This is a genomic window from Armatimonadota bacterium (assembly GCA_031459715.1).
GTDB classification, from domain to species: Bacteria; Sysuimicrobiota; Sysuimicrobiia; order Sysuimicrobiales; family Humicultoraceae; genus Humicultor; species Humicultor tengchongensis.
In genome coordinates this window covers 17,716-43,331 of record JAVKIA010000001.1, presented here as the reverse complement: position 1 = coordinate 43,331, position 25,616 = coordinate 17,716, and the positions used below count along the sequence as shown (strand labels likewise).

Below are 25,616 nucleotides of genomic sequence, written 5' to 3'. Positions count from 1 at the left end.
CTCCGCCGTCCGCGCAGAGGGGCCGCCAATGCGGCGGCCCCTTTAGCCGTCTGCCTGCCGGGCTCAGAGATGCTTGATCCGCGAGTAGTACTTGTCGTAGAGGGAAGTGTTGATCGCCTCCGCTCCCGCCATGTTGCCGCTGTACCACACCTCGGGCTCTCCGCCCGCCTGGACGATACGCTGCACCACCTCGGCCACCAGGGACTGGAGGATGTACGTGTTGACGACTGTGGAGACGGCGGCGACGCGACGGTCGAAACCGTCGATCTCCACCACGGCATCGCCCGGGGGAACGTGGGCGTCAATGACGATGTCGGCCAGGTCGCAGAGGTTCTGGTTGCTGGGGTGCCGGGCAGGGATGTCGGGAGCCACGCCTTCGGAGAACTCGCGGGATGTGACGGCGATGACCGTCACGCCCCGGCGGCGGCACTCCAGGGCTGTGTCGATGGTCACCGCGTTAATCCCGTTGACGTTGATCAGGATCAGCACATCCCCCGCCTTGACCCGGTAGTAGTCTAGAACGCGGGGCGCGTAGCCGACGACGCGTTCCGTGTTGGGATGGCCTTCCAGATTTGAGATCCCGGGGGGAAAGAGCGGATTCACCGCCGCCAGGCCTCCCGCCCGCCAGAAGAGCTCCATGGCGCCCATGACAGAGTGGCCGCCCGTGCCGAAGGCGTGCACCACCTCCCCCTGGAGCAGCTTCTGCGCTACGAGATCGGCGGCGCGGGCGAGGTTCTCTCTCTTCAGCGCGCACCCGCTCCAGGATAGCGATGCACGCCTCATAGAACCGATCCATGGGCTGCGTGGCTGGCATGTCTTCCTCCCCCTTACTTGTACCCGATGTCCCGCAGCTGGCGCACAGCCCACTGCATGGCCGCCTTTGGCTTGAGCTTGCCGGTGACGACCTGGGCAAACATGTTAGGCAGGACGAAGGTGGCGTAGACCGCCTGGGCCCGCCGGTCGGGTGGCGCCGGCCAGCCTGTCAGTTTCTGCCACTTGGTGTAGCCGATGATGCCCTGCAGCTTGGGGTCCCGCCGCCAGACAGGGTGCCGGTCGAAGTGCGGGTGGGCAGGGAGGTTGAACCCTCCGCCGGTCTCGATGTAGCGGTTCTGGTTCTCCTCTTCGTAGAAGAAGCGCAGGAAGTCCTTGGCCGCCTCCTTGTTCCGCGCGAACTTCCAGATACCGAAGCTGTAGAAGTCCCCGATGCCGAACCGGCCCTTGGGGCCCAACAGGGCACCGTGGTGGTTGAGGTTGGCGGCGATGTCGGGGTTGGTCGCCTTGGCGGTCATGTAGATGCTCACAGGGTTCAGCGTCCAGGAGCCGCGTCCCGAGAGGATGAAGCGGTTGTTCCCGGCATTGTCCCATGCCAGGATCTCCCGGTCCATCAGGGGGTAGATCTCCTGAACATAGGCGATGGCGGCCTCGGTCTCCGGTGAGTCGCACCATCTCCCGCCAGCGGTGGTCAAGACCTTTGTCCGGGCAAAGGGGGTTGAGCGGACCATCCTGATCAGCGACGCCGTGGCTCTGGCGGGGATGGCGCCCGGTGACTACGACTGGATGGGGATGCGCGTGACTCTGAGCCCGGAGGGGCGCGTCAGTCTCAGCGGGACACCGTATCTTGCCGGATCGGCCCTGGACTTGGCGTCGGCGCTACCCCGGGTGATGGCCTTCGCCGGGGTAACCCTGGCGGATGCAGTGACGATGGCCAGCACTAATCCCGCGCGCCTGCTGGGGCTGGAACCCGGGACGCTGGCTGAGAGCGGTCTGGCGGACCTGGTGCTGATGCGCATCGGTGACCACGGGCAGGTCGAGGTCGTCCAGACCATAGCCGGCGGTCAGGCGGCGTGGGAGGCGGCCTGAGTCAGGGCCTGCCGAGCGACGCGTTACAGACGGGCTCTCCAGGAGAGGTGGCCGTCGGCGCCCCTCAGGCCTTGCCCACGTACTTGCGGATGGACTTGGTCTCCAGGTACTCGGCCAGCCCCTCCGCTCCCAGCTCCCGCCCATGGCCGCTGTCCTTCACGCCGCCAAACGGGGTCTCCGGGACACTGAGCGGCTTGTAGTTGATCCAGACGATCCCGGACTCGATCCCCTCGATGAACCGCTCGATGGTCCGGTCGCTGCGGGACCACAGCCCCGCCCCCAGGCCGTAGGAGGTGCTGTTGGCCCGCTGCAGCGCTTCCTCCAGGTCGCGCACCGGCATGACCGGCAGCACCGGGCCGAAGCACTCCTCCCTCCACAGCGCCGCGTCCTCCGGCAGGTCCGCGATCACCGTGGGCTGGAAGAAGTAGCCCCGGGCGTAGGGGCCCTCGGTCAGCCGTCGCCCACCCACCACCACCGTGGCCCGGCGGGCCAGGGCGTCGGCGACGAAGCGCTCCACGTCCTCCCGCTGCTGGGCGTTGTTCAGCGGGCCCATGTCTGTCGCCGGGTCCAGCCCGTCGCCTACGCGCAGCGCCGCGGTCTTTGCGGCCAGCAGGTCGACGAACCGCTCGAACACCGCGGCGAAGACGTACACCCGCTTCACCGAGGTACAGGACTGCCCGGCGTTGCGGAAGCGGCCGAAGCGGACGATGGTGTCGGTGGCCAGCTCCAGGTCTGCATCGTCGGCCACCACGGTGGGGTCGCTGCCACCCAGCTCCAGGGTGATGTGCTTCAGGGCCGGGGAGGCGGCCTGGGCCACGAGCCGCCCCACCTCCGTGGAGCCGGTGAAGGCGATGCGCTTCACCGCCGGGTGGCGCAGGATCTCGTCGCCCACCGTGGAGGCGGGCCCAGTAACGATGCTGGCGATCCCCGGAGGCACGCCCGCCTCCTGCAGCAGTGCCGTCAGGGCGATGTCGGTGAGGGGGGTAGTGCTGGCCGGTTTGATGAGAACCGCGTTCCCGGCGATCAGCGCAGGCGCTACCTTCCAGGCGTACAGGGAGACGGGGAAGTTGAAGGGGAGGATGGCAGCGCATAGGCCGATGGGCTGCTTGCGGGTCTCCACCTTGATGATGCTGTCATTGTCTCGCAAATACTTCACCTCGCCGGCGATCTTGCCGGCGTATCCGGCGTAGTAGTCGAAGGTGTTGATCAGGCTGTCCAGCTCCCCCACCGACTCGCGGTAGATCTTCCCCTGCTCCCGCGTGAGCAGCCTGGCCAGCCGGTCCTTGTGCTCCTCCACCAGGGCAGCGAAGCGCTGCAGGACCTTTCCCCGGCGACGCGATTCGTAGATTCGGGGCCACCAGGAGTCCCCCAGCGCCGCCACCGCCGCATCGATGGCCGCGCGCACGTCCTCGCGGTCGCCCTTCGGTACGATACCCACCACCTCGTCCACGTTGGCCGGATTGCGCACCTCCACGGTCTCCCCGCTGCGGGCATCCGCCGCCCGGCCGTCGATAATCATGCGAAACAGCTCCGCCATCGCCGCCACCTCCCGTGCTGCACCGGCAGGAATTCCGCATCCGGGGCCGGAAATTCCTGCCCCCACCCGCTGATCTGCAGCCATGTATGTAAGCCACGACGCACCAGGGTACGACGCGCACGTCGCATCGCGTATGCAGCAACAACGCACCGAGGAATGGTGCACATGCGATCTCACGTGTGCAAACAACGACGGACCGAGGAATGACGCACATGTGGAATGTGGAAGGAAGATGCCGCCGGGTGGTCGTGGTGGTGAGACGGTCAGCGCGGGCCGACGGCGGTGGTGGGGCCGGCGAGAAGGTCAGCGCGGGCCGACGAGGGGTCGCGCCTCTGGGCTAGCGGGCGGAGCGCTACTAGCGGCCGTTCCTGGCAGCGCGGCGACGCCGGGTGGGAACGGCGGCCGGTGGCAGGCCGACCCCGCCCAGCAGCGCCTCAGGGTTGATGGCCTGGGTAAGGTAGAGCGCCGCTTCCGACTCGGGGCTCGACCCCTTAAGCACGAGGCCCAGGTCCCGGGAGACCTCGGCCCACAGGTCCTTCAGCCCGAGGGCCTTGAGCTGCCGGGCGGCCCGGCGCAGGTAGTGCACCGCCTGGTCCCGCTCCTGCCGCCTGGCGGCGATGCGCCCAAGCAGAGCCAGGGCCGTGGCGCGATGCTTGGGATCGGCCGCCTTCTCTGCGTCGGCCAGTGCCTGCCTGGCGGCCTCTTCCGCTTCCCGGAGGCGGCCCATTTGCAAGTGGACGGCGGCCAGGTCCTGATAGGCATCACTGCGTCGCCGCAGGTCACCCCGCTGCTCGATGATCTGGATGGATTGCTGAATCGCCTCGAGCGCCTCCTCAAGCCGCCCCTGCTCACGGTAGAGGGCGCTCAGGTTCATCAGCACATCGGCACGGCTGGTGAGGTCCTCGACCAATTCAAATGCACGGTGTGCCTCCTGCAGCAGCCTGGCGGCTCTCGGCAGGTCCCCCTCCGACCTGGCGATGTACCCGAGGCCCCACAGGGCCTGTCCCTCGAGCACTCCGAGGTTCAACCGGACCGCCAGGAGCCTGGCCCGCGTGCAGCAGCGACGGGCGAACCGTGTTCGTCCCACCCGAAGCGCGGCAGCAGCCAGCCAGATCAGCGCCTTGACACCGGGCGCGCTGCGAAGCGAGCCGGTCTCCCGGTGGCGGGCCACTGCCTGGCTGAGCAAATCGAAGGACCTCGCATAGTCCCTGCGCAGCAGGGCTACGTCGCCCAGCAGGGCAAGCGCCTGCGCCTCCCCCGGCCCGAACCCCGCCTTTTTCGCCAGCGACTGCGCCTCACGGGCCCACCGCTCCGCCTCGGGAAGGCGATTGTCCAGGGTCGCCGCGATGCCGCGAACGATCGCAGCCTCCGCCCGCGCCCACAGGGGGAGGCCAGGGGCCACCTCCTCAGCGAAGCGGCTGACACGCTCGGCCCACTTCGGCTGCCTCCACACTGCGTCGCGGGCCAGCGCGATCATGCTCAGGGCCGTGTCCAGGCGGAGGTCTGGGGGGTCCATCAGGAGCCCGGCCACCGACGTGCCGGTCCGACGGGCCAGCAGGAGCAGGGTCTCCACCGAGGGATAGGAGCGGGCGGTCTCCAGCAGGCTGACAAAGCTCTTGGAGAGCTCGCCTGCGGCAATCTCTGCCTGTGTCAGCCCCATCCGACCGCGGGCCTGTTCCAGCCGCTGCCCAAAGGAGACGATCCAGCGGGCGCCTTCTACGCTCTCAATTGTCTTCTGTTGCTTGACCATGTTGCAGTCATGTTCGACGAGCACACCGAAACGTCCTGCAGGGATGGCGGGTCCCCGCCGCGCGTCGATCTTCCTCTGAAGTTCCCTCTAACCGGTTAGCCTCCGTTCTCTCCGGGCATCCCGCCGGAGATCTGCACGGGCGGCGCGGTCAGCGCCGCAGCTCCCGTGCCCAGCAACGCCAGCGTCACCAACACTGCAGCCAGCAGCATGCGAAGCCTCTGTGCCATGCTCATCCCTCCCAGATGCAGTTGAGGCTTTGGGGGACCCGCCACTGATCGGGTTCCACACCGGCGGGGGGATTCCTTTCAGAGGTTTAGCATTAGTAGGTTTTGGGCATAAGACTGGTGGATGCCCCAGAGCGCGGAGGGTAGATGACAGGGATGCTGGCCTTCGTCCTTTGCCCGGACGGATCATGCCGCTACGGCGACGGCTTTGCCGACCTGCGCACCGCGCCGCACGCCTGCCCCCGGTGCGGGCGCGCGCTGCTGGCCGCCTGCCCCCACTGCGGCATGCTCCTGCGGAACCGCTGGGGCGTCTGCACCAACTGCGGGCACCTGCTCTACGCGCCGGCGGCCGCCGTTCAGCCCACGGTCACCCTGGACCCGGGGGGCACATCGCCAGGGTCCACGGCCGCGGTACCCGCGACTCCTGCGGCGGCGGTCCGTCGGGCGTAGAGCAGGGCTTGCGCTTCTGCCTGCGGAAACCTTCTCCGTCCATCACAGGTGCGCCGGTAGACAGGTGTGCGGCGCATGGCTACGTGACGGACCCATTGCGCGGCAGGGGATGGGGAGGCGGCGGTGAGCGGGCAGGTCCATTCCCACGGTTTCGAACTGGAAGGCAGCGCCACGCGGCCGGTGATCCGGGGGCGCCACCTGGTGGTCGCCTGCGGTCACTACCTGGCAGCACTGGCCGGTATGCGCATGCGCGACCTGGGCGGCAACGCCATCGACGCCGGCGTGGCCATGGCCTTCGCCCAGGCGGTCCTGGAGCCACAGAGCTACGGCTTCGGCGGGGAGTGCCCTATCCTGATCTACGCGGCGCACCAGGGCCGGGTCGTGGCCATCAACGGCAACACCCGGGCGCCGGCCGCGGCCACGATCGAGTGGTTTCGGGAGCGGGGGATGAGGCTAATTCCGGGGGACGGGTTCCTCCCGGCCGGCGTGCCCGCCGCCCCCGACGCGCTGATCACGGCGCTGCAGTACTACGGGCGGCTGACACTGGGAGAAGTGCTGGCGCCGGCGATCGAGCTGGCCGCGCACGGGTTCCCCGTCTACGAGGGGATGCGGGATGGCATCGCCGCCACTGCCGAGCGGTTCCGCCGGGAGTGGCCGAGCTCCGCCGCAATCTTCCTCCCCGGCGGGCGCGTGCCGGAGGTAGGCGAAACGTGGCGCAATCCCCACCTGGCCCGCACCTTCGAGCGGCTCGTGGCCGCCGAGCACGACTCCCGTCACCTGGGCCGCCACGCTGCCCTGCGCGCCGCCCGGGAGCGCTTCTACCGGGGAGACATTGCCCGGGAGATCGTGGCCTTCCAGCGGGAGACGAAGGTGCGGGACGCCAGCGGCGGGGAATCCGCAGGACTGCTCAGCGAGGAGGACCTCGCCTCCTTCGAGACACGGGTCGAAACTCCTGTGACGATCAACTACCGAGGGTACGATGTCTACAAGTGCGGGCCGTGGAGCCAGGGCCCGGTGTTCCTGCAGCAGCTCGCCCTGCTGGAGGGATTCGACCTGGCCCTGCTGGGGCAGGGCTCCGCGGATTACATCCACGTGCTTGTGGAGGCGGCGAAGCTGGCCTTTGCCGACCGCGAGCGCTACTATGGCGACCCGCAGTTCGTGGACGTGCCCCTGCGCGGCCTGCTCTCCAAGGCCTACGCCGCCGAGCGCAGGGCGCTCATCGACATGCGCCGCGCTTCGCTGGAGCTGCGCCCGGGCAATCCCTATCCCTTTGAGGGACGGGAGCAGGGGGCCGACCTGCGCGCTCTGTACGGTCGGGCGGGAGACGCTGGGACCACGGGCACACGGGCCATCGACGCGGAGGGAAACATGTTCTCGGCCACGCCCAGCGGGGGATGGCTGTACGGCTCGCCGGTCATCCCAGACCTGGGCTTCTGCCTGGGAACGCGCTGCCAGATCTTCTGGCTGGACCCGCCCGACCACCCCAACGCCCTCCGCCCGCGCAAGCAGCCGCGGACCACCCTCACCCCCTCCCTGGTGCTGAAGGACGGCCGGCCGTACATGGTCTTCGGTACGCCGGGGATCGACAACCAGGACCAGTGGACGCTGCAGTTCTTCCTGAACGTGGTGGACTTCGGCATGGACCTGCAGGATGCCATCGACGCACCTGCCTTCCACTCTGTGCACTTCCCCCGGTCCTTCTATCCCAAGCGGGCCAGCCCCGGCGAACTCGTGGTCGAGGCGCGGGTGCCCCCGGGGGTGCGGGAGGAGCTGGAGCGGAGGGGACATGTGCTCACCGTCGTCCCCGGATGGAGCCTCAATTTCACCACGGCGGTGGCCATCGACCCCCAGCGCGGGGTCATCGAGGGCGCCGCCAGCTCCCGCGGCGAGCGCAACTACGCGCTGGGGTGGTAGCTGCCGACTTCGGACGACCTACCGCCCGATGGGTAGCAGCGCCGGCAGGGCTCCCTCCGCCTCCAGGAGTTGCCGCTTCAGGGCTGCGCCCCCGCGCATCGAGTAGCCGCCCAGCTTCCCGTCGCTGCGTACGACCCGGTGGCAGGGGATGAGCAGCGGCAGCGGGTTTCGGGCGCAGGCCGTGCCCACGGCGCGGGCGGCCGACGGCCGGCCCAGCGCCCGCGCGATCTGGCCGTAGGTGCGCACCTGGCCGGGGGGGATGCGCCGCAGCGCCTGCAGCACGGCCCGCTCAAAGGGCGGGACCAGGCTGAGGTCCAGCGGACCACGGTAGGGGGCGTGGTCGCGGATCGCCTTAAGGATCTGGGCCCGCAGGTCGGCTGGCGGCTCGGGATCCGCCGCGGGGGCGCTTCCCAGGAGGCGCTCCGCCTCCCGCTCGAAGGCGGCGGGTGAACTCGCCTGCCGCACTATCACCGGACCACCCGGCCCGTAGGCTACGAAGATGGTGCCAAACGGTACGGCCAGGCTCATGTATCGGTACCTGGGCGGGGTCTCGGGCTGCGGCCCGGCTGCGGCCCCTGCGCCCCCCGTCCCGGAGGCGTACCGCAGGACGAATTCCTCCAGGCCGGCGTCGGTCAGCCGGGTGAGCGCTGCCACCGGCTTGCCCCGGCGCGTGACGATTACCGCCTCCCCCCGGGCCACCTGCCGCAGCAGGGCGTTGGTGCGGTTCTTCAGCTCCACCGTGTTGACCATCTTCATTCGGCCCGCCTCCTCCTGCCGGCCCAGGAGCAGTCCAGCCCGACACATAGCCAGAATTCTGGCTATGTTTATCCTTATGGTATCACCGCTGTGGCTGCCGTCAACGACAGAGGCGAGCGGGCATGAGCGGACCGACGCTTGGGAGACATTTTGCCCTCCAACCGGAGGCTGGACCTGCGGCGGACCTGCGGGCATGATGGGGAGCAGACCGGTACGCATCATGACGAAGGTGCAGGTGTGCGTGATGGAGTCGGCCGACCGCTCGCAAGAAAGGGAGGCGCCGCTGGCCCGTGTGGACCTGGCGACCCGCCGCTGTGTGCCCTGCGAGGGCGGGATCCCGCCCCTGCTGCGGGAGGCAGCGCAGCGGCTGCAGGCCGCGGTGCCGGGGTGGACCCTGGACGAGGAAGCCAGGTCCATACGGCGGACGTTCAGGTTTCGGACCTTCAGAGAGGCTATGAGCTTCGTCAACGCCGTGGCCAGCGTTGCTGAGGAAGAGAACCACCACCCCGATATCACCATACGGTATTCCCGGGTCACCTGCACTCTGACCACCCACGCCATCGGCGGCCTGTCCGAGAACGACTTCATCATGGCTGCCAAGATTGACCGGCTGCGAGTGGCTACATCGTAGGCGCCTTGCGCCTCCGTGGCCGCTGCAGAAGCACCCGGCATTCGGTGGTGGAGACAAATCAGGCGGAGCACCGATGGGCAGTCCGGACCTGCCGCCGTAGACTGGCTGTGGGTGTCATCCAAGCAAAACGGGCAAGGGGGGAGGACCATGGGAGCCAGGCGGATCCTGATGCTGGTTGGCGACTTCGTGGAAGACTACGAGGTCATGGTCCCGTTCCAGGCTCTGCAGATGGTGGGGCACACCGTCCACGCCGTCTGCCCGGGCAAGGCGGCCGGGGAGAAGGTGCGCACGGCCGTTCACGACTTCGAGGGCGACCAGACGTACAGCGAGAAACCCGGCCACAACTTCACTCTCAATGCCACGTTTGCCGAGATCAAGGCGGAGGACTACGACGCGCTGGTCATCCCGGGCGGGCGCGCCCCCGAATACATCCGCCTGAACGAAACGGTCTTGGCGATCGTCCGTCACTTCGCGGCGGCGGACAAGCCCATCGCGGCCATCTGCCACGGCCCGCAGGTGCTGGCGGCCGCGGGAGTGCTCGAGGGTAAGGCCTGCTCGGCCTACCCCGCGGTGGGTCCTGACGTGACCCGTGCGGGCGGCCGGTATGTCGACCTTCCCGTGGACAGGGCCCACGTGGATGGCCGGTTAGTCACTGCACCCGCCTGGCCGGCTCATCCCGACTGGCTGGCCAAGTTCCTGGAGGTGCTGGGGACCAGGATCGAGCTGGAGGCGGAGCCACGCGCGGCTGCCTGAGAGGCCGGACAGGAGCACCCGGCAGACGGTGGGAGGGCGGGAGTCGGCGCGGCGTCGCCGCGGGCTGGACGGTCAGAGCAGAAAGATCCCGGGGTTGAGGATGCCGGCCGGGTCCCAGCGCGCCTTGAGGCCGCGCATCAGGTCCAGGGATTCCGGCCGGTATCCCCACAGGTCCAGAGCGTCACCCCAGGATGCCGGCGCCCGCAGCACGACGGCGTACCCTCCTCGGGACACGGCGGCGCGACGGATGGCAGCCAGCCATTCGCTGGCGCGGTCCCGATTCGCCCCAGGGTGCGCCGCGTAGACGAGCCCGCCGGCTACATCCACCAGGAACGCGCCGGCCTGCAGCGGCGGGGCGGCCTCGCGTACCCAGGCCTCCAGCGCTGCGACGGGCACGCCGGCGCGCACCAGCAACGTCTCATCTGCAGCCCGGGCGAGCAGGCGCGCCCAGATCTCGGTGCCAGAGAACTCGACCTCAACAGGCGGAGGCGCCCCGGCGCCCTTGAGCACCCGAACCACCTGCGCCAGCTCGGCGTCGACGTCCTCCGACCTCCCCTCCGCGGTGTACGCGAGCAGGTAGGGGCTCGGAGGCGCGCCCGGCAGGTTCTCCCCGCCGTATACCGTGATCGCCGAGGCCACCAGCGCCGAAGGAAGCAGGTGGAGCCCCCAGCCCACAGCGAGAGAGAGATCGTCCGCCGGGACGAGCACGGTACGCCGGGCCGCGGGGAGGGGGGTGATCTTGAGCGCCACCTCGGTGACCAGAGCCAGCGTCCCGTAGGAACCCACCAGCACCTTGGGCAGGTCGTACCCGGCGACGTTCTTCACCAGCGGCCGCCCGGCGCGCACGACCCTGCCGTCGGACAGCACGAAAGTGGCGGCCAGGAGGAGGTCGCGCACTCCGCCGTAGCGCATCCGCAGCGGGCCGCTGGCGTTGGCGGCGACGATTCCCCCAAGGGTCGCCGCCGCCCAGGGGGAGGCCAGCGGCACCCACATCCGGTCCCGGGCCAGGTCCTCCTGCAGCGCCTCCAGCGGCGTCCCCGCCCCCGCCACCACGTAGAGGTCCGCCAGCGCGTACGTCGAGATCCCGCGCAGGCGCTCCGTCGAGAGCCGAACCACCCCCTCCCGCGGCGGTACTTTGGTCCCCCCGCCGGTGATCTGCACCCGCCGGCCGGCCGCAGATAGTCCGGCCAGGCCATAGGCCGCTTCCTCGGAGTCTGCAGGCGCAAAGGGATCCGGCGCAACCGTCGCCAGGGGCCGGGTCGCTGCAGGGATCTGAGCCGGGAAGATCTTTCCGGGGTTCAGCAACCCGCGCGGGTCGAAGACCTCCTTGACGTCCTGCATCGCCTCCAGCTCGGATGGGCCGAACATCAGCGCCATGTACTCCCGCTTCTGCAGGCCGATTCCGTGCTCGCCGGTGATGCTGCCGCCGCGGCGGACCATCGCCTCCATGATCTCCCGCCCCGCGGCAAGCACCCGGTGCACCTGCTCAGGGTCCTCCGGGTCCAGCAGGATGAGCGGGTGCAGGTTGCCGTCGCCGGCGTGGAAGACATGGCCCACGCGCAACCCGCGGGCTTCGCAGATGCGGTCCACCTCAGCCAGAGTCTCCGCCAGGCGGCTGCGGGGGACGGTGCCGTCCACCAGGAGGTAGAAGGGGGCCAGCCGGGCCAGCGCGCCAATGGCGCCCTTCCGCCCCGTCCAGATGGTCTCACGCTCCTCGGCGGAACGAGCGGGGCGCAGGTCGCGGGCTCCGTGCTCTCTCAGGATCGCCGCCACCTCCGCCATCTGCGGGTCGAGGCCGGCCCCGTAGCCGTCCACCTCCACGATCAGGGCTGCGGCGGCGTCCACGGGCAGGCCGGGGTGGATGTAGTCCTCCACGATGCCCATGATCTTCTGGTCCATCATCTCCAGGGTGGAGGGAGTGAGCCCTGCGGCGATCACGGCGGAGACGGCCTCCCCCGCCTGCTCCAGAGAATCGAAGGCGGCCATCATGGTCTGCACCGCAGGGGGGCGGCGCAGCAGACGCACGGTGATGCCGACCACCAGCGCCAGCGTCCCCTCGCTCCCCGTCACCAGCCCGCAGAAGTCATACTCCGGGGGGTCCAGGGCGAGGCCGCCCAGGCGCATGCGGCGCCCGTCGGCCAGCACCACATCCAGGCCGGCCACGTAGTTGGTGGTCACCCCGTACTTGAAGCAGTGCGGTCCGCCGGAGTTCTCCGCCACATTCCCGCCCAGGGTGCAGGCGCGGCCGCTGGCCGGGTCGGGTGGATAGTACAGGCCCCTGGAGGCGACGAAGGCATCCAGGTCCTGGTTGACCACGCCAGGCTGCACCGTGACCGTGCGCCCCACCTCGTCCAGCGCCAGGATGCGGTTCATCCGGGAGAATTCCACAATCACTCCGCCCCGGGCCACCGCTCCGCCGGAGAGCCCCGTCCCCGCCCCGCGGGCCACCAGCGGCATACTGTGCTCTTCAGCCCAGCGGACGACGCGGACCACCTCCTCGGCGGAGGTGGGAAAGACCACTGCATCCGGATTTCCCCGGTCCAGCGCTGCGTCCACCTCGTAGGTGAGCAGCTCCCCCGGATCGGTGATCACTCGCTCCCGGCCCAGCAGGCGGATCAGTGCGTCGCGGGCAGCATCCGGTAGCACGGCCTACCCGCCCTCCCCGCCGCCGGCGTAGGACTCCTCCAGCAGCTCCGCCAGATGCACCACCCGGGCCTGCAGCCCGGCGCGCCCTACGCCAACCAGCAGCTGCAGGTGGCAGCCGGTATTGGTGGTGACGACCAGCTGTGGGGCGACGCGGGCGAGGTCGGCCATCTTCGCCTCCAGGACGGTCCGCGCCGCCACAGGCTGCAGGATGTTGTACACTCCCGCGCTGCCGCAGCAGTGGTCGGGGGTCTGCAGCTCCACCAGTTCGATCCCCGGCACGATCCGCAACAGGTCGCGGGGTGGACGGACGACCTTCTGCACGTGGCGCAGATGGCAGGAGTCGACGTAGACTGCCCGCGCCCGCACCTCTCCTGCCGGAGGGACGTGGAGGTGGGCAACCAGGAACTCGCTGAAGTCACGCACCCGGGAGGCGAACTCACGGGCCCGCTGCGCATACGCCGGGTCGTCTGCCAGCAGACGGCCGTACTCCTTCAGTGCCGCCCCGCACCCGCCGGCGTTGTTGACGATGGCCACCGCCCCGTCCGCAGCGAAGGCGTCGATGTTCCGGCGGGCCAACCGCCTTGCCACCTCCTCCTCACCCAGGTGCAGGGCGGGCGCGCCGCAGCAGGTCTGCCGCGGGGGAATGCACACCTCGAAGCCGTTGCGTACCAGCACGCGCACCGTCGCCCTATTGATCTGCGGCAGAAAGGCCTCCTGCACGCAGCCGTGAAAGAAGGCGACGCTACCGCGGAAAGCTCCGGAGGCCGCGGTGGCGGTCTGAGCGGCGGGGGTTACCTGCGGCGGTAGCAACGCCTCCAGGGCGGCCAGGCGGCCGGACAGGAGACCCAGACCGCGAACAAGGCGCTGCAGCCCGCTTGCCTGGTAGAGCCCGGCCAGCCGGGCCAGCAGGCGGAGGCGGTCCACCCGCGCCAGCAGGTGTTCCAGCACCAGGCGGCGCAGTGCGCGCGCCCCCAGGGGCGCGGCCTGCGCCAGGAGTGCGCGGCTGGTTTCCACCAGCGCTCCGTACTGTACACCTGAGGGGCAGGCCGTCTCACACGCTCGACAGGCCAGGCAGAGGGCGATGTGCCGGGCGAACGCGCCCCGCGGGGGGATGCGCCCCTCGGCGACAGCCCGCATCAGAGCGATCCGCCCCCGCGGGGAGTCGGCTTCCGTCCCCAGGACGGCGTACGTGGGACAGGCCTGCAGACACAGCCCGCAATGGATGCACTGCCGCAGCAGCGAACGGACGGACGGAGCAGTCAGTGAAGCAATGACCGCCGGCGGACCTCCAGGCAGAAATTGCCCGCGGACACCTTCACTGTCGCTGCGTCAAATCCCTGTTTCAGGCTGCCACCTTTCCCTGTTTCACGCTGCCGCCTTCAGCGACAGCTCATCCAGGCTGGCGTCCAGCGCCTCCAGGCCCAGGTCGGCTTCCTCCCGGGTGATCGTCAGCGGCGGAGCCACGATGAGGATATTGTGCCGGCCAAAGACGTAAACTCCCCGGCCCCGCAGGGAGGCGTGAAAGCCGCGGAGCATCTCAGGATCTCCGCCGTAGCGGGAGAGCAGGGGCTCGCGGGTCTGCGGGTCCCGCACCAGTTCCAGCGCGAAGAAGGCGCCGATCCCCCGCGCCTCCCCCACGACGCGGTGCCGACGGGCGAATCCCTCCAGGGCGGGACGCAGCCACCCCTCGATCTCCTGCGCCCGCGTGAACAACCCTTCCTCCCGGTAGACGGCCTGGGCTGCGCGGGCCACCGCCACCGCCAGGGGATGCCCGGAGAAGGTGTGGCCGCACCAGAGGACGTTGCTGTCAAAGTGACGGGCCAGCGACTCCCGCACCAGCACCCCACCCAGAGGCACGTACGCCGAGGTCACCCCCTTGGCAAAGGTGATCATGTCCGGGGTGACCCCGAACCGTTGGGCGGCGAAGGGAGTCCCGGTGCGGCCAAAGCCGGTCATCACCTCGTCGAAGATCAAGATAATCTGGTGCCGGTCAGCGATCCGCCGCACCCCGGCCAGGTAGCCCTCGGGATAGATGATCACACCATTGGTGCCCACCACCGGCTCGAGGATGATGGCGGCCACCCGTTCCGGACCCTCAAGTTGCATCACCGTCTCCAGGTGGGCCAGGGCCCGTTGCGTCTCTTCCTGCGGATCAGTGGCGAAGAAGGGGCTGCGGTAGGGGTAGGGCGCAAAGAAGTGGATCACCTCAGGAATGCCAGGCTCGGCGGCAAAGCGGCGGTCATCCCCGGTCAGGGTAGCGGCGCCCGCCGTGGAGCCGTGGAAGGAGCGGTAGGAGGCGAGCACCTTGCGCCGACCGGTGATCAGGCGGGCCATCTTGATGGCATCCTCATTGGCCTCCGCGCCCCCCGTGGTGAAGAACACTCGCCCTTCCTCACCGGGCCAGGGCGCAATCTGGATCAGTGCCTCTGCCAGCTCGGCCCGGGCGTCGTTGAAGAAGGACGGCGGCGCATAACACAGCCGCTCCGCCTGCGCCTGGATCGCCTGCACCATCCTGGGGTGGGCGTGCCCCAGGTTGACCGCCACCAACCCCGAGGAGAAGTCCAGATAGCGCCTCCCCTCCGCATCGTAGAGAAACCGTCCTTCCGCCCGCACGATCACCGGCGGGCGCAGCCCGGCCTGTGCCGACCAGGGCGTGAGCACATAGCGGGCGTGCCTGGTCTGGTAGTCTGCCGCCTCAACCATTTTCAGACCTCCTCACCACACCCACGCCGCTAGAACCAGCGGATGGTCACCACCTTCTTGTCGGTGAAGAACTCGATGGCGTCGCGCCCGTGGCCCTTGAGATCGCCAAACATCGATTCCTTGATTCCGCCGAAGGTGAAGAAGGCCATGGGGGCGGCGATGCCCACATTGATCCCCAGCATGCTGCACTCCGCGCGGTACTTGAACTGGCGCGCCCATCTCCCGTTCTGGGTGAAGATGCAGGCCATGTTGCCGTAGCGGTTGCGCCGGATGATCTGCAGGGCTTCGTCCAGATCCTTGACCGGGATGATGCCGGCGACGGGGCCGAAGATCTCCTCGTTGGCGACGGTCATCTCCGGGGTAACTTGGTCGAAGATGGTGGGGCCGAGGAAGTAGCCGTTGGGATAGCCCTCCACGCGGATGTCCCGTCCGTCCAGGATGAGCTTCGCCCCCTCGTCGATGCCCTTCTGGATGTAGGCCAGGACTCGCTCCCGGTGCCGCCGCGAGATCAACGGCCCCATCTGCACGCTCTCGTCCAGGCCGTTGCCCACCTTGATCTGCGTGGCCATCTCCACAAACCGATCCCGCAGCGGCCCGTGAATCTCGCCTACGGCCAGGATGATGCTCCCGGAGAGGCAGCGCTCCCCCGCAGCGCCAAAGCAGGAGGTGCCCAGCGCCGGCACCGTGCGCTCCAGCACCGCGTCCGGCATGACCACCAGGAAGTTCTTGGCCCCGCCCAGCGCCTGGACCCGCTTGCCGAACTCCGCCGCCCGGCGGTAGACATATCTGGCCACAGGTGTGGAGCCGACGAAGGAGACGCCGTTGACCGCGGGGCTCTCCAGGAGTACATCGACCACATCCTTGGCCCCGTTGATCAGGTTGAAAACCCCTGGAGGAAAGCCCACCTGGTGAAGGATCTCGAAGATGCGGTTCTGCGTACAGGGGACCTGCTCTGATGGCTTGATGATGCAGGTGTTCCCCGTGGCCACGGCGTAGGGGGCGAACCACCAGGGCACCATGGCCGGGAAGTTGAAGGGCCCGATGATGGCGAAGACTCCAATGGGCTGCCGTTCGGCCACGCAGTCGATGTCCTTGGCGATGTCCTCCAGGTTGTAGCCCATCATCAACGAGGGGATCCCGGTGGCCACCTCCACGTTCTCGATCATGCGGCGGACCTCGCCCCGCGCGTCCTCCAGGGTCTTCCCCTCCTCCTGGACGACCAGCCGGGAGAGCTCCTCCAGATGGGCCTCCAGTGCATCCTTCAACCGGAAGAAGTAGCGGGCGCGCACCAGCGGGGGCGTCTCCCGCCACGCCGGGAAGGCGGCGCGCGCCAGCCGGATCGCCGCTTCCACCTCTGCCCGCGTGGAGAAGGGCACCCGGGCGATCAGCTCGTCGGTGGCCGGATTGCGCACCTCTCCCAGTTCCGTGGACTCGGAGGCGACCCACTCCCCGCCGTAGTAGTTGTGCAGCGTCCTTACCGCCATCGCCTCTCCCTCCTCACACCCCCAGGTAAGCCTTCTTCACTCCGGCATCAGCCAGGAGGTCGGCGCTGGGACCGCTGAGGACGATTCGCCCGTTCTCCAGAACGTACCCCCGGTGCGCCAGCTCCAGCGCCTTGCGCACGTTCTGCTCCACCAGCAGCACGGTGATGCCTTCCTGCAGCAGCCTGCCCACCGAGGCAAACACCGTGGAGACCACGGCCGGAGCCAGACCCAGGGAGGGCTCGTCCATCATCAGCAGTCTGGGACGGGACATCAGCGCCCGACCGATCACAAGCATCTGCTGCTCCCCCCCGCTGAGGGTGCCCGCCAGCTGATTGTGGCGCACCTTGAGGATGGGGAAGAGGTCGAAGACCCAAGCCAGGGTCTCCTGGATACGGGCGCGCCGCGTCTCCAGAAAAGCCCCCAGCTCCAGGTTTTCCGCCACCGTCATGTAGGGGAATACCCTCCGCCCCTCGGGAACCAGGGCGAGCCCGCGGGCCACGATGGCATGTGCCGGCAGGCCGTCGATCCGCGTACCCTCCAGGGTGATCTGGCCGCTGATAGGCCGCAACAGGCCGGCCACCGTCTTCAGCACAGTGGACTTCCCGGCTCCGTTGGCCCCCACCAGGGCCACCAGCTCTCCCCGCTGCACCGTCAGGGAGACGTCCCAGACGACCTGGAGGGCATTGTAGCCGACGCTGATCCGGGAGAGCTCAAGCATATTCCTCACCCAGGTAAGCCTCGATCACCCGCCGGTTGCCCGCCACTTCCTGCGGGGTCCCCTCTGCGATCTTCTCTCCGTAGTGCAGCACCAGAATCCGCTGGCACAGGCCCATGATGGCTTTCATCACGTGCTCCACGACAATCAGGGTAATCCCCCGCTCCTGGTTGATGCGGCGCAGCAGCTCCATGGACTCCTCCACCTCTACCGGGTTGAGCCCGGCCATGAGCTCATCCAGCAGGAGCACCCTGGGCCTGGTGGCCAGGGCGGTGGCCAGCTCCAGCCGCTTCTTGGAGGCCGTGGTCAGGTTGCGGGCCAGCGTATTGCGGAAGCGCTCCAGGCCGGTGAGCTGGAGGAGCTCTTCTGCCTCCTCCGCCTGGCGCGCGCCGACACGCAGGCCAGGTTGCCTGGAAAGGACCCCCGTGAGCACATGCTCCCGCACGGTCAGGGTGCCAAAGACCCTGACGATCTGGAAGGTCCGGGCGATGCCTCTCCTGTTGATCTGGTGGGGCCGCAGCCCGTCGATGCGCCCCCCGTCCAGCCGGACCATCCCGGCGGTGGGCCGGTACTCCCCGCTGATGATGTTGAAGGTGGTGGTCTTCCCCGCCCCGTTGGGCCCAATGATCCCCAGCCGCTCCCCGGCGGAGACAGTAAAGCTCAGGTCACGCACAGCGGTGACGCCGCCGAATGTCTTGCACAGGCCTTCGACTTGCAGGAGCATGGCTAGGCCGACCTGCGGAAAAGACGCGCAGCGATCCCGGCTAGGCCTCTGGGCTCGAAGACCAAAACGAGGATCAGCGCCACCGCCCAGACGATGAAGCGCAGCTCTGGAGCAAAGCGCATCAGCTCCAGAATGAAGGTGACAATCCCGGCACCCAGCACCGGACCGAACAGCGTGCCCGTTCCCCCCACCAGGGTCATGATCACCACCATCTCCGAGGTCATCCAGGCAAACGTGGAGGGGTGCAGCAGCCGAAAGAAGTGCGCAAAGAGGCTGCCCGCCAGTCCCGCCAGCGCCGCACTGATACTGAAGGAGAGCACCTTGCAGGCGGCGGTGTTGACGCCGATGGACTCGGCCAGCACCTCATCTTCCCTGATGGAGACGAAGAGTCTGCCGAGCCTGGAACGCACGAGGAAATAAAGGAAGAGGATCACGGCGAAGAAGAAGACCCCGACCAGGTAGTAGTATGCCCTCAGGCTGGCAAAATTCACCGTTCCCAGTCCCGGAAGAGAGATCCCCTCGGGTGGCCGGATACCTCCTAGCCCCAGCGGCCCTCCCGTCAGCGTGACCGAGTTGAGAAAGACCAGGTAGACGAAGTGGGCAAAGAAGAAGGTGGTCACCGCGAAGTACGCACCGCGCAGCTTAAGGGCCGGATACCCCACCCCTGCCGCCAGCAGGAAGACGAAGACCCCTGTCACCGGCAGAGCGACCCAAAAGGGCGTGCCCGTGCGCAGGGTGAGCAGGGCCGAGGTGTAGGCCCCGATGCCGTAGAACGCCCCCGGGGCGAAAGAGAGCTGCCCCGTGTAGCCCAACAGCAGGTCGTAGCTTGCGGTCAACGCGGCAAAGAGGAAGGCCAGCACCATGACGTAAACCACGTATTCCGATGCCACCAGAGGCAGGACAATGAAGATCAGCCCGATGAGCAGGGCGCTCAGGGCGAGCCCGCGGCCACGGGACAGTGCCAGCCGGGCGGTGGTGGTCACGGTCTACATCCTCCCGAACAACCCCCTGGGTCTGAGCAGGAGGACGAGGATCAAGATGAAAAAGGCAAAGCCGTGCTGGTAGGCTGACGAGACGAATGCAGCTCCCAGGCTCTCCACAACCCCCAGGATTCCCCCCGCCACAAGGACCCCGTTCACGCTGCCCAGTCCTCCCAGGATGACCACCACCAGCGCCTTGAGTAGAGGAAGGTCTCCCATGGCCGGATAGACCGCGTAGAGAGGCGAGATGAGGGCGGCGGCGGTACCCGACAGCGCTCCCCCTAGGCCGAAGACCACCGAGTTGACGGTGTCGATGTTGATGCCCATGAGCTGGGCGGTTTCCCGGTCCTGAGAGGCGGCGCGAATGGCCTTGCCCAGCTTCGTCCGCCAGACGAACAGGTTCACCAGCAGGAACAGCAGCGCGGAGAGCACCAGCACCAGCAACCGCTGCCGCCCAATCTGCAGCCCCAGAAAAGCCACCTCACCAGCAATATAGGGGGCAATGAACTTCGCCTTGGGGGTCCACAGCCAGATGGCCACGTTGGCCAGGAGGAAGAACAGCGCGATGGCAGTGAGGAGGAGGTTCAAGGTCATTCCCCTCATCCGCCGGTAGAGGACCTTCTCGAAGCCGAAGGCGAGAACCGCCCCCGTGGCCATGGCGGCGAAGAGGCCGACGAACGAAGGCAGCCCCGCCGACACGGTGACAAAGTAGCCGCCGTAGGCGGCGATGACGTAGATGCCCCCCTGGCTGAACTCAGGAACGTCGGTGATGCTCCAGATGAGGTTGAGGCCTAACGCCATGAGGGCGTAAATCGCCCCCATGATCAGGCCGTTGACGACTTGGAAGGCAATGTTCTCCAGCACGCGTCAGGTCCGACGCCGGAGGGGATGCGCGTTACTCCGTGACCACCTTCCTCTGCCCCTTCACCCACTGGATAAGCCACGGGCTGTAGCGACCCTGGTTCTTGAAGGTGTCGAAGTCCTCGAACTTGATGAACCCCTGCAGCCCCTGGAACTGGACGCGCTTCATGGCGTCACGCACCTTGACCGGATCCAGCGCTTGGGCCCCCTCGATGGCCCGAGCCACCGTCCACATGGCGTCGTATCCGTAGATGATGGCGTAGTGCATAGGCGCTCCGAACTTCTTCTGCACGCGGTCGGCGAACTGCTGCGGGACGGAGCCCCACAGGGCGATGGAGTAAGTCCCTTCCAGCACGGCGGCACCGGCCAGTTTCAGCAGCTCCATCTCGCTCATCTCCTCGGACCCCACGAACTTGATCCTGGGAGTGAGCCCGAACTCCTTGGCCTGCTTCAGGATCAGCGCTCCTTCCGGGGTCACGCCCACGTAGAATACGATGTCCGGCGCGGCAGTCTTCGCCTGGGTCAGGTGCACGGAGAAGTCCGTGGTCCCCCGCTCGAAGAAAGTCTTGAGAGTGGTCTTCACCCCGCGCTTGCTCAGTTCGTTCTCAAACGCCTGGGCAAATCCCCGTCCGTAGTCGTCGTTAATGGCCAGAAAGCCCGCCGTCTTGGGCTTGAAGATCTTCACCAGCTTGGGCGTGGCCAGGGGAGCCATCAGCCCCACGCTGGGACGCGCCCTGAAGTAGAAGGGGTGTCCCGGGCTGGTTACCTTGTCCGCGGCGCACTCGATGGTCAGGCCCGGCACCTTGAACTCGTCCAACAGGTCGGCCATGGCCACGCACACCGAGCTGCAGTGCGAGCCCAGTACGGCCACGACCTTGTCCACCAGGACCAGCTTGCGCACGTTGGCCGCGCCCTCCGTGGGCTCGCAGCGGTCGTCGTAGCGGACCACGGCCACACGATAGGTCTTCCCGGCAACCCGCAGGCCCTTGGCGTTGATCTCTTCCAGGGCCAACTGGATGCCTCGCCAGCCGTTAGTGCCAAATTCCGCCGCCGCGCCCGTAAACGGAGCGGAGTAGCCCACCTTGACCGTAGGTGGGGCTCCGGCGGCCAGGGCGGCGGGCAGAGCGATCCCACCGGTGACCTCCACCCCCGGCAGGCACGTTGCGCTCTCTGTGGGTACCGCGCCCTCCGGAGCGGGCCCCCACACCGGCCCCGTCAAGCCCACAAGCAGCACGCTGAGCAGGAGAATCCTTGCCAGCTGGCTCCTCACGCGTCCCACCTCCCCGTTGGCCGGGTGCTACCAACGGTATCGGGCGCCGCACCCAGCGCCCCACACCGCTTACCCTCACGTAATGATCCCCTCTGCTTCCACATGTCTTGGCCTCCCGCGGGGCACCCGACCGAGTCGCTGCAGGTTGGCCCAGGCCAAAAGTAGGGAACAGGAATCAGCCACACAATGGCCAAAATACACATTGAGGGGCCCCCTTCCCATGCAGAATGCACCGGTACTGCAGCAGCCAGCGGGCCTTACCGTCCGCGAGGCTCTCAAGCTGGAGGCGCTCCGCCAGGCCAGGGTAGTGGCAGGCCGGCGGGGCCTGCACCGGTCCATCCGCTGGGTACACATCGTGGACATCCCGGAGATCACGCCGTGGCTGCACGGGGGCGAGCTGCTCCTGACCACGGGCTACGGCTGGCCCAGGGACCCCGTCGTGCAACGCCGCACCATCCGGGAGCTGGACAGGCTCTCCCTCGCCGGCATCCTTTTTGAGACGGGCAAGTTCATCGACAGGGTGCCCGCCACGGTCAGGCGGGAGGCGGACAGGCTGGGCCTGCCCATCCTGGAAGCGCCCTACGAGGTCAAGTTCGTCGACATCACGGAGGCCGTGCACCGTGAGATCCTCAGCCGGCAGCACACCCGGCTGGCGCAGCTAGAACAGATCCATCGGGCGCTGACGCGCGCAGCCGTGGAGGCGGAAAACCTGCAGGAGATCGCTGATACCTTGAGCGAGCTGATCGGCAAGCCGGTCACCATCGAGGATGCAGAGTTTCGCCTCTTGGCCTACACCGATGTCGGCGGCCTGAAGGACAGCGCGCGCATGGAAACCATCCGCCAGACGCGCACGCCGCAGCGCGTCCTGCAGGCCCTGGACCGCATGGGAATGCTCAAGAGGATGCACGAGACCAACGGACCCCTGCGCATTCCCCCCATCCCCGATGCCGGCATGGAGGCCCGCGTGGTCTGTCCCATCCGTACCGCCCGGGAGACGCTGGGATACGTGTGGATCCTGGAAGGGCAGCAGCCCGTCTCGGAGCTGGACATGCAGGCGGCAGAAGAGATCGCCACGGTGGCCGCGCTGCACATCCTGCGCCAGCAGGCTGTGGCCTCCGTGGAGAGCCGCGTGCGCCACACCTTCGTCGATGCCCTGCTCCGCGGGGAGTTTCACCGCTCGCCGGCACTGCGCGAACGTGCCCAGCTCATGGGCTTCGATCACCAGGGCGACTACGCGGTAGGAGTCCTGACCATCGCTCCCAGCTCCCAACGCGGCCGTCGCTGGGCGCTGGCGGGTCGAAAGGAGTTCGAGCTACGGGAGCGCTACGGGCGGGCGCTGCGCTCTTCCCTGGAGAGCCTCAACCTCCCTCAGTTCACCACTTTCCTCCTCAACCAGATCGTCTTCCTCCTGCCGGCTGCCGCGGGGATGCCGCGGGTCCGGTTCTGCGTGGACAAGCTGTGGGAATCGGTGCGCGCGCAGGATCCCGACACGCACCTGGTTCTGACCGTGGGAGGAATCCACCGGGGCGCAGAGGGGGTGGCGCAGAGCTACTGGGAGGCAGACACGCTGGTGGAGGTCGTCTACCCCATGGGCGGCATCTTCTTTTACGACGACCACGTGCTGGCCCGGCTGCTGCACCGCGCAGACAGAGCCCTCCTGAGGAAGCTGCAGCAGGACACTCTGGGCAGGCTCGGCGATACCAACGACCGGTCGGCCCTGCAGACGACCCTGCTTGCCCTCCTCAGCAACGAGTTCAACATCGGGGCCACGGCCCGCGCGCTGAACCTGCACCGCAACACCGTGCGTCAACGTCTGGAACGCATCCGTCAGGCGTCCACGGTCTCCCTGCGGGACCCCAAGTTCTGGGCGCAGCTGGTCCTCACCTGCGAAGCGGAGAAATACGGGTTACTCAGGGAGGAGGCTGCACCCCCCTCCTCCCGCCCTGCCTGACGACACCCCACGAGGATCCGACCTACCACCTCCACCGTCCCGGCCAGCGGCGGGCCCGTTGCTGTCGCCAGAGGGCCCGCAGGCGCTCCGCCTGCTGCGGGGTGAGGATGGTGCGGATCTCCAGCAGCAGTCCGATGCGCGCCTGGGTGAGCTGGTCCTGCAACCCACCGATGCGGCGGGCGACGGCCTCTACCCGGGCGCGGTCGGGGGTCGGGGCCAGGAACGCCTCCCGCAGGTCCAGGCGGGCCCGCGCCAGGTCCAGGCGCAGTCGCTCGGTGCGGGTCCGGTAGGTGGTGTAGGCCTGGCTCAGGCGGTTCACCTGGTCATCGCTGAGGTTCAGCTCGGTGCGGAAGCGGGCGAGGAAGGGCGGCAACCCCGCCGCTCCCGGGGGAGGCGGAGCCGGCTGAGCCGTCACGACCCCGGCGGCGATGGCCACGGCCAGCAGGGGAGCCAGCAGGAGAATCCATCTACGCATCGCTGTCACCTCCACCATATTAGACGCGCTGCCTGCCGCAGAAGTTTGCTCGCAGGGAGAATCCTCCGTCTCAGCCCACCCTGACCCGTGTGAGCATGCGCACCAGCTCCCGGCAGAACGCGGGCAGATCGGCCGGGGAGCGGGAGGAGATCAGGTTGCCGTCCACGACCACCTCCTGGTCTACCCACTGGGCACCTGCGTTGATCAGGTCGTCCCTGATGGCGGAGAAACTGGTCACGGTGCGACCGCGGACGATCCCGGCCGAGATGGGCACCCAGCCGGCATGACAGATGAAGGCGACGGGCTTGCCCGCCTCGTGCATGGCCCGCACCAGGCCCAGCATGGCGGCGTGGCGGCGCATCCGATCGGGCGCGTACCCGCCGGGAATGACCAGCGCGTCGAAGTCGGCCGCGTTGGCCTTCTCCATGCCCAGGTCGGCCTTTGCCGGATACCCGTGCTTGCTCTTGTACTCCTGCCCCGCTGCAGGTCCGACGGTCTTCACCTCGGCGCCGGCCTCTCGTAGCCGCAGCAGTGGATACCAGAGCTCCAGGTCCTCGTAGTTCTCCTCCACCAGCACGGCGACCCGCGTGCCACTGAGCTCCATGTTCCTTCCCTCCTCCAGGTTTTTCCCGCTCCAGTATACCTGGTGGGCCGGCTGGGCATGGGCGCATGACGGGAGGGAAGGCGCAACGCAGCCGGACCGGTGCATGGGGGAAGGCACATGTTCACTGGCGACCAGCTGGGAGACCGGAATGGCCTCAGGGATCGAGGTCCGCCTGCTCCTATGGTGCCGGCGCGGTCAGCCGCCGCAGCGCCTGCTGCAGGCAGGTCGACCTGGCGAATCACTGCGGCGACAACCTGCGGGGTTCCAGCAGCGTGGTCAGGTGCATTCCTTCAGGCCAGGACTGCAACCTTACCACATCCCGCATGATCTCTCTGCCATCGAGGTCGGTACCTGGTTGGCCATCCGCTGCACCCTTAATCGGCCTGTAGCTCTTTTGGTTGAGGGATCGGGCGGGGACCTGATTGGCCGGCGAAGGCCTGGGAGACATACTCTAAATGGAATATGTGCACTGGCGGCGGGCAGGACTTATGGGCGACTGGTTGACTCGGGTGGCCATCATCCAGGTGGAACCCTGTCTCGCCGATCCCACCGGAGCGCGTCACGGAGTGGCCGCCCCTGCAGGAAGCTCAAGCCTTCTCGCACCGTCTCACTCTGGGGGCGCTACTGGGGAGGGGTAAGGCGGTGACGGGTGAACCTCAGCAAGGGGAGGTGAGGGGGATGCTGCTCCGCGAGTTCAAGTACCAGCTCTTCGCCCCGGAGTGCAACCCCACCGCTGAGACGCTCAACTGCCTGGCGGCCTTCTCCGACGACGTGTCGGCGGTCTTCCCCTACCTCAATGCCGTACTCAAGGGGTGCGTCTACCGGCCGGAGGCGGGCATTCTCAGCTTCCGGCACGAAGGGAAGTTCTTTACCCTCTTCCCGCGGCGCGCCGCGATTACCAGGGTGGCTGACGATGCCGACGCCCAGCGGACGCTCCTCTGGCTGCAAGACCTGATCAATAGGACCTACAGCGCGCGCGAGACCATCACCCCCAGCTACAAGAGCTGTGATGTGCTCAAGGCGCTGGATGTTTACAGGCTCCTACCCGGCCTCAACTGCGGAGAGTGCGGTGAGGCTACCTGCCTGGCGTTCGCCCTCAAGGTGGTCGCACAGACCGCCGAGATCGCCTCCTGCCGCCCCCTCTTCTCCGGTCGGTTCGAGGACCGCCGGGAGCGGCTGGTGGAAGCCCTTATCGGCGCCGGCTACGAGGTGCCGGCTACGCTCCTGTGAGGCCGCTGCACAGTCCGGGATCTCGCCGGGCCTGCAGGCATCGAGAAGCTAGGCGGGCTTCAGCTGAAGGGCGTCGTGGAGATCGAGATCCTGGGGCG

24 protein-coding genes are annotated in these 25,616 nt (G+C 68.0%); 7 read left to right on the top strand and 17 right to left on the bottom strand.

The annotated features are described in order from the left end of the window. Positions 1 to 63 precede the first annotated feature (63 nt). Together QN152_00200 and QN152_00195 are read right to left on the bottom strand one after the other, a co-directional pair. A complete protein-coding gene (locus QN152_00200) occupies positions 64 to 783 on the bottom strand; it encodes an SIS domain-containing protein (GenBank protein ID MDR7537938.1) in 720 nt (239 codons plus the stop codon). Positions 784 to 827: 44 nt separating this feature from the next. Beyond that, a complete protein-coding gene (locus QN152_00195; GenBank protein ID MDR7537937.1) occupies positions 828 to 1,385 on the bottom strand; it encodes an extracellular solute-binding protein in 558 nt (185 codons plus the stop codon). Between the two features lie 28 nt (positions 1,386 to 1,413). Between QN152_00195 and QN152_00190 the strand changes: the two genes are divergently transcribed. Continuing rightward, positions 1,414 to 1,860, top strand: a complete 447-nt coding sequence (locus tag QN152_00190) for an amidohydrolase family protein (GenBank protein ID MDR7537936.1) — start codon at positions 1,414 to 1,416, stop codon at positions 1,858 to 1,860. A gap of 64 nt (positions 1,861 to 1,924) precedes the next feature. Here QN152_00190 and QN152_00185 read toward each other — a convergent pair whose 3' ends face one another. The 3 genes from QN152_00185 to QN152_00175 form a co-directional block, all read right to left on the bottom strand. Next, on the bottom strand, positions 1,925 to 3,397 hold the full coding sequence (locus tag QN152_00185) for an aldehyde dehydrogenase family protein (GenBank protein ID MDR7537935.1): 1,473 nt from the start codon (positions 3,395 to 3,397) through the stop codon (positions 1,925 to 1,927). Between the two features lie 355 nt (positions 3,398 to 3,752). Beyond that, the gene (locus tag QN152_00180) at positions 3,753 to 5,171 is read right to left on the bottom strand and encodes a helix-turn-helix transcriptional regulator (GenBank protein MDR7537934.1); all 1,419 of its coding nucleotides are present in this window, start codon (positions 5,169 to 5,171) and stop codon (positions 3,753 to 3,755) included. A gap of 71 nt (positions 5,172 to 5,242) precedes the next feature. Continuing rightward, positions 5,243 to 5,374: a hypothetical protein gene (locus QN152_00175; protein MDR7537933.1), complete on the bottom strand. Its 132-nt coding sequence runs from the start codon at positions 5,372 to 5,374 to the stop codon at positions 5,243 to 5,245. A 144-nt stretch (positions 5,375 to 5,518) separates the two neighbouring features. Here QN152_00175 and QN152_00170 point away from each other — a divergent pair, with 144 nt between their 5' ends. Together QN152_00170 and QN152_00165 are read left to right on the top strand one after the other, a co-directional pair. Next, positions 5,519 to 5,821, top strand: a complete 303-nt coding sequence (locus QN152_00170; protein MDR7537932.1) for a hypothetical protein — start codon at positions 5,519 to 5,521, stop codon at positions 5,819 to 5,821. Between the two features lie 123 nt (positions 5,822 to 5,944). Further along, entirely contained in the window at positions 5,945 to 7,735 is a 1,791-nt protein-coding gene (locus tag QN152_00165) for a gamma-glutamyltransferase family protein (GenBank protein MDR7537931.1), read from the top strand. An 18-nt stretch (positions 7,736 to 7,753) separates the two neighbouring features. On the opposite strand, the gene QN152_00160 is transcribed toward QN152_00165, so the two are convergent. After that, on the bottom strand, positions 7,754 to 8,491 hold the full coding sequence (locus tag QN152_00160) for a type II toxin-antitoxin system prevent-host-death family antitoxin (protein ID MDR7537930.1): 738 nt from the start codon (positions 8,489 to 8,491) through the stop codon (positions 7,754 to 7,756). A gap of 220 nt (positions 8,492 to 8,711) precedes the next feature. Between QN152_00160 and QN152_00155 the strand changes: the two genes are divergently transcribed. Together QN152_00155 and QN152_00150 are read left to right on the top strand one after the other, a co-directional pair. Continuing rightward, positions 8,712 to 9,122 (top strand): 4a-hydroxytetrahydrobiopterin dehydratase, encoded by a 411-nt coding sequence (locus QN152_00155; GenBank protein MDR7537929.1) that lies wholly within the window; start codon positions 8,712 to 8,714, stop codon positions 9,120 to 9,122. Positions 9,123 to 9,269: 147 nt separating this feature from the next. Next, positions 9,270 to 9,875 carry a DJ-1/PfpI family protein gene (locus QN152_00150; GenBank protein ID MDR7537928.1) on the top strand — a complete coding sequence of 202 codons (606 nt, stop codon included), beginning with the start codon at positions 9,270 to 9,272 and terminating at the stop codon, positions 9,873 to 9,875. 72 nt (positions 9,876 to 9,947) lie between these two features. Here the strand turns inward: QN152_00150 and QN152_00145 are convergent, their stop codons facing one another. From QN152_00145 to QN152_00105, 9 genes are all read right to left on the bottom strand, one after another. Further along, entirely contained in the window at positions 9,948 to 12,521 is a 2,574-nt protein-coding gene (locus QN152_00145; GenBank protein MDR7537927.1) for an FAD-linked oxidase C-terminal domain-containing protein, read from the bottom strand. A 3-nt stretch (positions 12,522 to 12,524) separates the two neighbouring features. Beyond that, entirely contained in the window at positions 12,525 to 13,757 is a 1,233-nt protein-coding gene (locus QN152_00140; GenBank protein MDR7537926.1) for a heterodisulfide reductase-related iron-sulfur binding cluster, read from the bottom strand. Positions 13,758 to 13,886: 129 nt separating this feature from the next. After that, on the bottom strand, positions 13,887 to 15,224 hold the full coding sequence (locus tag QN152_00135) for an aminotransferase class III-fold pyridoxal phosphate-dependent enzyme (GenBank protein MDR7537925.1): 1,338 nt from the start codon (positions 15,222 to 15,224) through the stop codon (positions 13,887 to 13,889). Positions 15,225 to 15,253: 29 nt separating this feature from the next. Further along, a complete protein-coding gene (locus QN152_00130; GenBank protein ID MDR7537924.1) occupies positions 15,254 to 16,708 on the bottom strand; it encodes a CoA-acylating methylmalonate-semialdehyde dehydrogenase in 1,455 nt (484 codons plus the stop codon). 13 nt (positions 16,709 to 16,721) lie between these two features. Continuing rightward, positions 16,722 to 17,426, bottom strand: coding sequence for an ABC transporter ATP-binding protein (locus QN152_00125; protein MDR7537923.1), 705 nt, complete (start codon positions 17,424 to 17,426; stop codon positions 16,722 to 16,724). Further along, positions 17,419 to 18,147: an ABC transporter ATP-binding protein gene (locus QN152_00120; protein MDR7537922.1), complete on the bottom strand. Its 729-nt coding sequence runs from the start codon at positions 18,145 to 18,147 to the stop codon at positions 17,419 to 17,421. The genes QN152_00125 and QN152_00120 overlap by 8 nt, the downstream gene beginning before the upstream one ends. Positions 18,148 to 18,149: 2 nt before the next feature. Next, entirely contained in the window at positions 18,150 to 19,130 is a 981-nt protein-coding gene (locus QN152_00115; GenBank protein ID MDR7537921.1) for a branched-chain amino acid ABC transporter permease, read from the bottom strand. A 3-nt stretch (positions 19,131 to 19,133) separates the two neighbouring features. Beyond that, positions 19,134 to 19,991, bottom strand: a complete 858-nt coding sequence (locus tag QN152_00110) for a branched-chain amino acid ABC transporter permease (GenBank protein MDR7537920.1) — start codon at positions 19,989 to 19,991, stop codon at positions 19,134 to 19,136. Positions 19,992 to 20,022: 31 nt separating this feature from the next. Further along, complete coding sequence (locus QN152_00105; GenBank protein MDR7537919.1) at positions 20,023 to 21,258, bottom strand: ABC transporter substrate-binding protein; 1,236 nt, start codon at positions 21,256 to 21,258, stop codon at positions 20,023 to 20,025. 220 nt (positions 21,259 to 21,478) lie between these two features. Between QN152_00105 and QN152_00100 the strand changes: the two genes are divergently transcribed. Beyond that, positions 21,479 to 23,209 carry a PucR family transcriptional regulator ligand-binding domain-containing protein gene (locus QN152_00100; protein MDR7537918.1) on the top strand — a complete coding sequence of 577 codons (1,731 nt, stop codon included), beginning with the start codon at positions 21,479 to 21,481 and terminating at the stop codon, positions 23,207 to 23,209. Between the two features lie 22 nt (positions 23,210 to 23,231). Here QN152_00100 and QN152_00095 read toward each other — a convergent pair whose 3' ends face one another. Both QN152_00095 and QN152_00090 read right to left on the bottom strand, forming a co-directional pair. Then, on the bottom strand, positions 23,232 to 23,684 hold the full coding sequence (locus QN152_00095) for a periplasmic heavy metal sensor (GenBank protein MDR7537917.1): 453 nt from the start codon (positions 23,682 to 23,684) through the stop codon (positions 23,232 to 23,234). Positions 23,685 to 23,754: 70 nt separating this feature from the next. Continuing rightward, positions 23,755 to 24,288, bottom strand: a complete 534-nt coding sequence (locus QN152_00090; GenBank protein MDR7537916.1) for a type 1 glutamine amidotransferase domain-containing protein — start codon at positions 24,286 to 24,288, stop codon at positions 23,755 to 23,757. Between the two features lie 678 nt (positions 24,289 to 24,966). On the opposite strand from QN152_00090, the gene QN152_00085 reads away from it, so the two are divergent. Then, a complete protein-coding gene (locus QN152_00085) occupies positions 24,967 to 25,518 on the top strand; it encodes a (Fe-S)-binding protein (GenBank protein MDR7537915.1) in 552 nt (183 codons plus the stop codon). Positions 25,519 to 25,616: the final 98 nt, after the last annotated feature.